Raw genomic sequence first — 7,137 nt, forward strand, 5'->3', positions numbered from 1 at the left:
GGAAAGCTCGCTTCGACAATCAGCGTCTCGTGGTCGCCCGGCAGCACAGCGATGCCGAAATCGGACCTCGCGGGCGCTGGTAGCGCCGCGAAACTCGCCTTCACCAGCGCTGCGTCCTCGGCATTGTCCGGATCGGAGGCGGGGTCGACGGTCAGCCGCGTCTGCACCGGAATGCAGATCGTTTCGCAGATGCCGAGAAAGATGTCGGCATCGATCAACGCCGGCTGGTTCGGCGCCGCCAGCGTGAATGTCACCGGCAGAGAAACCGGATAGTTGTAGCCTGCCCATTTGCCATAGCCGTCGTCATGGCGCTGCGGCGCCGGAAACGATAGCGCTGCGTCGGCGATGTTGGTGCTGGCTGAAATGTCGAGTTGCGGTGGCACGCCCGCGTCGCCCGGATCGCGCCAATATGTCTTCCAGCCGGGCTTGAGCGCTATGTCGAGAACGCCCTGGATGCGGCCGGTGTCGTCGGCTTTGCCTGAGGTCACCAGCCGGACCTTGCCGCCTTCGCTGTTGTACCACGCCGATGAGGAGGCGGCGGCGGGAAGAGCGGTTGCCGATCCGATGGCGGCGCCGAGCAGCAGGATTTTCAAGCTTCGCATGGCGGTGATTTGATCGTCCGTTCGTGGCCGCGCAATGATTTCATGGCCTTGCCGGTATCATATTTGCGTGACTTCGAGGGAGAAGAATGTTCGAGCCGCCGCCACAAGCTTTGGTCGAATCCAGCACGGCGCATCTTTTCGGCGCTTTGGAAACGCGTTACGCTCCCTTCATGGACTTGTTGCGCCACAAGAAGACGGTCGCCAGTCGCGGCTTTCTCGACGATCAGTTCCTGATTGCCATGCCCGGCATGAAGGACGACCGTTTCACGCGCTCGGTCATCTATGTCTGCGCACATTCCGATGAAGGCGCCATGGGCCTGATCATCAACCAGACGCAGCAGATGCTGTTTCCGGACTTGCTCGTGCAACTGGGCATCATGAACGAGCAGGAGGCGATCCGATTGCCGGCTCAGGCCCGCGATTTCGTCGTGCGCAATGGCGGCCCCGTGGACCGCAGCCGGGGCTTCGTCCTGCATTCGGGAGACTATCGGGTGGAATCGTCGCTGACCGTTTCCGACGACATCTGCCTGACGGCGACCGTCGACATATTGCGCGCCATATCGTCCGGCCGCGGGCCTCGTCATGCGCTGATGGCGCTCGGCTATTCCGGCTGGGGCGCCGGCCAACTGGAGACCGAGATCGCCGAAAATGGCTGGCTGACCTGTCCGGCCAATGCCGAGCTTCTGTTCGACACCGATATCGAGCGCAAATACGACCGGATCCTCGCCTCGATCGGTATCGACCTTGCGCATCTCAGCCTGGCGGCCGGGCACGCCTGATCCGCTCACGCTTGCGTCAGCGGATACTGCTCTTTTAGCGTCTTCAGCACCTGGTCGCCCGGCATCGGGGCGCCGAACATGAAGCTCTGCACATATTCGCAGCCCATCTGACGCAGTTCCAGCGCATCGCTTTCGTCCGAAATGCCCTCGGCGACGACGGACAGGCCGAGCTCATGCGCCATGTTGACCATCGATTTCAGCAGCACCGCGCGCTTGGGCGTGTTGTCGTCGACGAAGCTCTTGTCGATCTTGATGGTGTCGAAGGGGAAACGCGTCAGGTAGGCCAGTGAGGAGTAGCCGGTGCCGAAATCGTCCAGCGACAGGCCGATGCCGAGCTGCTTCAGCTTGGTCAGCACATGGGCGGTCTGCTCGGGATTGTCCATGACAAGCGATTCGGTGAGCTCCAGCCGGAAGCAGCGCGGCTTCAGATTGGCCCGCGCGATGACCGAGCGGACGTCGCTGACCAGGTCGCGGCGGATCAACTGGCGGCTGGACAAATTGACCGAGACCGACAGCGGCGCGTCGCCGATCTGTTTTTGCCAGCTGGCGAGATCTTCCGCCGCCTGCTGCATGGCAAACAGGCCGAGCTGCACGATAAGACCGCAGCTTTCGGCTACCGGGATGAAATCCGCCGGCGGGATCATGCCGCGGCGCGGGTGGTCCCAGCGCAGCAGCGCCTCGAAGCCGGCGACACTGCCGTCCTCGAGCCGCACGATCGGCTGGTAGGCAAGCGTGAATTCGCGCCGCTCGATGGCGCGGCGCAGGTCGGATTCGAATTGCAGCCTGTCGGTGCCGACAGTGCGGAAAGCCGGACGGAACGGCTCGATCCTGTCGCCGCCGAAGCGCTTGGCCTGGTGCATGGCAAGCTCGGCATCCTTGACCATGTCCTCGGCCGACATCTGCGGCGAATTCCAGGTGATCAGCCCAATCGACGCGGTCAGCACGATCTCGCGCTTGGCGAAGGTGATCGGGTTGTTGATGGCATGCTTTATGGCATCAGCGACCGCAGCGATGCGGGCCGGGTCTTGTTCGGACAGCAGCATCAAAGCGAACTGGTCGCCGGCAAAGCGCGACAGCGAATCCTTCGGCTTGAGCAGCCGGTGCAGGCGGCGCGCGATGGTCAAGAGGATGGTATCGCCGGCCGAGATGCCGAGCCCGTCATTGACCTGCTTGAAACGGTCGATGTCGATGACGAAGACGGTCGGCCGCACCTTCTCTTCGGTGCGCGCGATCGAGATGATCGCTTCCAGCCGGTTCATCAAAAGTTCACGGTTCGGCAGGCCGGTCAGATTGTCGTGCACGGCGTCGTGCAGCAGCCTTTCCTCGGACTTTTTCTGCTCAGTCACGTCGACCATGGTGCCGACGCAGCGGATGACTTCGCCGTCCGAGCCGATGACCGGGCGTGCGCGCAGTGAAAACCAGTGATAGTGGCCGTCGGCGCCGCGCAGGCGGAAATTCTGCGACACCCGGCCGCGCCGGTGTTCGAGCCCCACGTCGAGCGTCGTGCGGAACGTGTCGCGGTCGTCGGCATGCAGCACCGGCAGCCAGTTGCGGGCCGCGCCGCCAAGGCTGTTCGGTGCCAGGCCGAGCTGGATGCTGACATCGGGCTTGGTGACGACGCGGTCGCGCAGCACGTCCCAATCCCAGACCGTGTCGCCCGATCCGGCCACCGCCAGCGCCTGCCGCTCGAGGTCGGAGAACAGGCCCTGGTGCAGGGCGCCGCCGGCAAAGGCGTGCTGCATCACTGTGAAGCCGATCAGAAGGATGATCAGGATCAGCCCGCCGCCCAGGGCCGGCTGGGCAATGTCGTTGTCGAGCATGCCGGTGATCGCCATCCACGATCCGCATAGCCACAACAGCACCATGACCCAACTGGGCACCAGCATGATGGCACGGTCGTAGCCGCGTATGCCGAGGAAGATGATCAGGCCAAGCCCGGTCAGTGCGGTTGCGGCGAAGGACAGCCTGGCGATGCCGGCGGCAACCGCCGGATCGACGATCGCGACCCCGGCGATCAGCACCAGCCCGAGAATCCAGACCAGTGCGCCGTAGCTGAAATGGCCGTGCCATCGGTTGAGGTTGAGATAGGCGAACAGGAACACCACGAAGGTTCCAGCCAGCGCCACCTCCGTTCCCGCCCGCCACATCTGCTCATTGCCGGGCGAGATCTCGATGACCTTGTTGAGGAAGCCGAAATCGACACAGATATAGGCCAGTACCGCCCAGGCAAGCGCGGCGGTCGCGGGGAACATCGAGGTTCCCTTGACCACGAAAAGAATGGTGAGGAACAGCGCCAGCAAGCCTGCGATACCGATGACGATGCCGCGAAACAGCGTGTAGGAATTGACCGAGTCCTTGTAGGATTCCGGATCCCAGAGGTAGACCTGCGGCAGCTTCGGCGAGGCCAGTTCGGCGATGAAGGTGATCACCGTGCCGGGGTTCAGCGTCACCCGGAAAACGTCGGCATCGGGGCTGGTCTGGCGGTCGAGCGCGAAGCCTTCGCTGGGCGTGATGGCGGCGATGCGGGTCGAGCCGAGATCCGGCCAGAAGATGCCGGAATTCACCAGGCGGAAATGGGGTGCGACGATCAGCCGGTCGAGTTGCTGGTCGGTGGTGTTGGCGAGCGCGAACACCGCCCAGTCGCCGGTCGAACGGGCATCATTGGCCTCAACCTCGATGCGCCGCACGATACCGTCCGGACCCGGCGCGGTCGACACCTGGAAATTCTCGCCCTGGTTCCGGTAGATCTCGACGGCGCCGGAAAGGTCGAGCGCGACGTCGTCGCGGGCGATCTTGATCGGCTCCACGGCGAAGGCCGACGATGCCGCCCACAGCGTCAGGAGTGTCGCGAGGACAAAGGCGAACAGCGACCCGTTTCGCAGGAAATTCGTCAAAAATCAGTCCTTCGTTCCAACGCCCGGCGGATCGTCCGCGATCCGGGCGTAGAGGTAGTGGTCCTGCCAGATGCCGTTGATCCTGAGGTAGGATCGCAGCAGTCCTTCGCGCCGAAATCCGGCTTTTTCAAGCACGCGGATCGACCTGATGTTGTCGGGAATACAGGCCGCTTCGATCCGGTGCAACCTCAGCGTATCGAAGGCGAAGCGGGCCACCACCTTGACCGCGTCGGTCATCAGGCCGCGGCCGCCGAAGCGCTCGCCGATCCAGTAGCCGACATGGCCGCTTTGCGAGACGCCATGGCGTATGTTGCCGAGCGTGATGCCGCCGGCAAGCTTGCCGCTGCTCTTCTCGAAGATGAAGAAGGCGATCGCGGTTCCTTGCGCATAATCTTCGCGGTAGCGGCTGATGCGCAGCCGCCATGCGTTGCGGTCGAGTTCATCGGGAGTCCAGCGTGGCTCCCAGGGTTCGAGGAAGGCGCGGCTTTCGCCACGCACCACCGCCCACTCGCGGTAGTCGTTGGTGAACGGCACGCGCAGCGTGACGCGGTCGCCTTTCAGCGCCGGCAGGTCGCGGCGAAAGAAAGGGAGCGCGAACACGACGCTTCGAGGGGCTTAGACGGCGAGCTTACGGGCCGCGGTCTGCGTGCCTGCGAGCGATTCGAGGATCGCCTCGTATGGCGCCAGTGTGCCCACAGGCCCGACAGCGGTAAGCGTCGGCTTGGTCGAGAACAAACGCGACGATAGATCGGTCAGCCGCTCGACCGTCAGCGCCGACAGCCGTTCCATCAGTTCCTCCTTGGCGATCGGCCGGCCGAACAGGAGCAGTTGCCGTGCGATCTGCGAAGCGCGGCTGGCCGGGCTTTCGGCTGACATGATCAGTCCGGCGCGATATTGGGCGCGCGCCCGGTCGAGTTCTTCCTGCAGGATTTTCTCGCCGGCCTTCTGCAGTTCGTCGATAATGACAGGCACCAGTTCGGCGATGTCGCTCTGGCCGGTCGCGGCATGGACGCCGAAGACGCCGGTGTCGGAAAAGCCCCAATGGAAGGCATAGACCGAATAACACAGGCCGCGCTTCTCGCGGACCTCCTGGAACAGGCGCGACGACATGCCACCGCCGAGGATCATCGAGAGCACCTGCGAGGCATAGAAGTCGCGCACATGATAGGCCCGGCCTTCGAACCCCAGCACGATCTGCGCGTCCATCAGGTCGCGGTCCTCGCGAAAATCGCCGCCGACATATTGCGCATATTGCGGGATGGTGCTGTCGGCCTTGCTGCGGAAGCCGCCGAGCTGCTTTTCGACCTCGCGCACGAAATTGTCATGCTTGATGTCGCCGGCGGCGACAATCACCATGCGCTCGGCGCCATATTGCCGCTCGATGAAGTCGTGGAGTTGCTTGGAGGTGAAGGATTTGACCGTTTCGGGCGTGCCGAGAATGGAGCGTCCAATCGTCTGATGGCGATAGGCGGTTTCCGTGAAGCGGTCGAAGACGATGTCGTCGGGGGTGTCGTGCGCGGCGCCGATCTCCTGCAGGATCACATGCTGTTCGCGCTCGAGTTCCTGCGGGTCGAATTCGGACTCCTGCAGGATGTCGGCAAGAATGTCGACGGCCAGCGGCACGTCGTCGGAGAGCACCCTGGCATAGTAGGAAGTGGTTTCGACGCTGGTGGCGGCGTTGATCTCGCCGCCAACGTCCTCGATCTCCGAGGCGATTTCGAAGGCGCTCCGCCTTTTCGTGCCCTTGAACGCCATGTGCTCGAGCAGATGGGCCATGCCATGCTCGTCCTCACGTTCATTGCGGGCACCCGACTTGACCCAGGCACCAAGGGCAACCGATTCGATGCTTTGAAGGGTTTCGGTGGCGACTGTCAGGCCGTTCGACAGACGGCTTACCTCAACACCCATATGGCTAGTACTCCTTAACGCGCCGCCCGCGCGCGGCGGCCGACATAATCTTCCACCATTTTCAGGTCGGAGGGAAGTACCGTGTATTTTTCCTCCGATGTCATCAACCCACCTAGCCATGCGGGCAGTGCGGGCGACACGCCGCTGGCGGCTTCGACGGCGGCCGGGAATTTTGCCGGGTGTGCGGTACCCAGCACCACCATCGGGACGGCGCCTGACGCCTTGCCCGCAGCGACATGTACAGCTGCCGCGGTGTGCGGATCGAGCAGATAGTTGCTGGCCGCGAGCGTCGAGCGGATGGTGGCGGCGACCTCGTCCATATCAGCCCGGCCGGCGTCGAATTCCGACCGCATCCCGGCGATTTGCTGGGGTTCGATGGTGAAAGCGCCGGACTGCTTCAGACCGTCCATGTAGCGCCGCACGGTCGCCGCGTCACGGCTGGAGGCCTCGAACAGCAGGCGTTCGAAATTGGACGACACCTGGATATCCATCGACGGCGACGTGGTCGCAAAGACGCCCTTGGTGCGGTATTCGCCGGTCGAAAAGGTGCGCGCCAGAATGTCGTTGTCGTTGGTGGCGATGACCAGCCGCTCGATCGGCAAGCCCATCTTCTTGGCGGCGTAGCCGGCGAAGATATCGCCGAAATTGCCGGTCGGCACGGTGAAGGAGACCGGCCTGTCCGGCGCGCCGAGCGACAGCGCCGAGGAGAAATAATAGACGATCTGGGCCATGATCCGGGCCCAGTTGATCGAATTGACGCCCGAAAGCGCAACCCGGTCGCGGAAGCCGTGATCGTTGAACATGTCCTTGAGCAGTCCCTGGCAATCGTCGAAATTGCCTTCGATCGCCAGCGCATGGACGTTTGCAGCCGTCGACGTCGTCATCTGCCGCTGCTGCACCGGCGAGACGCGGCCGTGCGGGAAAAGGATGAAGATGTCGGTCCGGCTGCGACCG

6 protein-coding genes are annotated in these 7,137 nt (G+C 63.4%); 1 reads left to right on the plus strand and 5 read right to left on the minus strand.

Annotation, left to right across the window (positions count from 1 at the left end; genetic code table 11):
• Positions 1-602: protein-disulfide reductase DsbD domain-containing protein (locus EN939_RS14625; protein WP_127268571.1), on the minus strand; the 602-nt coding region annotated here is incomplete at its 3' end.
• A gap of 170 nt (positions 603-772) precedes the next feature.
• Here EN939_RS14625 and EN939_RS14630 point away from each other — a divergent pair.
• Positions 773-1,381: a YqgE/AlgH family protein gene (locus tag EN939_RS14630; RefSeq protein WP_023808594.1), complete on the plus strand. Its 609-nt coding sequence runs from the start codon at positions 773-775 to the stop codon at positions 1,379-1,381.
• A 5-nt stretch (positions 1,382-1,386) separates the two neighbouring features.
• Here the strand turns inward: EN939_RS14630 and EN939_RS14635 are convergent, their stop codons facing one another.
• From EN939_RS14635 to thrC, 4 genes are all read right to left on the minus strand, one after another.
• The gene (locus tag EN939_RS14635; RefSeq protein ID WP_127268572.1) at positions 1,387-4,275 is read right to left on the minus strand and encodes an EAL domain-containing protein; all 2,889 of its coding nucleotides are present in this window, start codon (positions 4,273-4,275) and stop codon (positions 1,387-1,389) included.
• Between the two features lie 3 nt (positions 4,276-4,278).
• Positions 4,279-4,875, minus strand: a complete 597-nt coding sequence (locus EN939_RS14640; protein WP_127268573.1) for a GNAT family N-acetyltransferase — start codon at positions 4,873-4,875, stop codon at positions 4,279-4,281.
• A gap of 15 nt (positions 4,876-4,890) precedes the next feature.
• Positions 4,891-6,183, minus strand: coding sequence for a M16 family metallopeptidase (locus EN939_RS14645; RefSeq protein WP_127268574.1), 1,293 nt, complete (start codon positions 6,181-6,183; stop codon positions 4,891-4,893).
• Between the two features lie 14 nt (positions 6,184-6,197).
• The coding region (gene thrC, locus EN939_RS14650; protein ID WP_127268575.1) for a threonine synthase at positions 6,198-7,137 on the minus strand (940 nt) is incomplete at its 5' end.

The sequence above is a fragment of the Mesorhizobium sp. M7A.F.Ca.CA.002.05.1.1 genome (genome assembly GCF_003998335.1).
Taxonomy (GTDB): Bacteria; Pseudomonadota; Alphaproteobacteria; order Rhizobiales; family Rhizobiaceae; genus Mesorhizobium.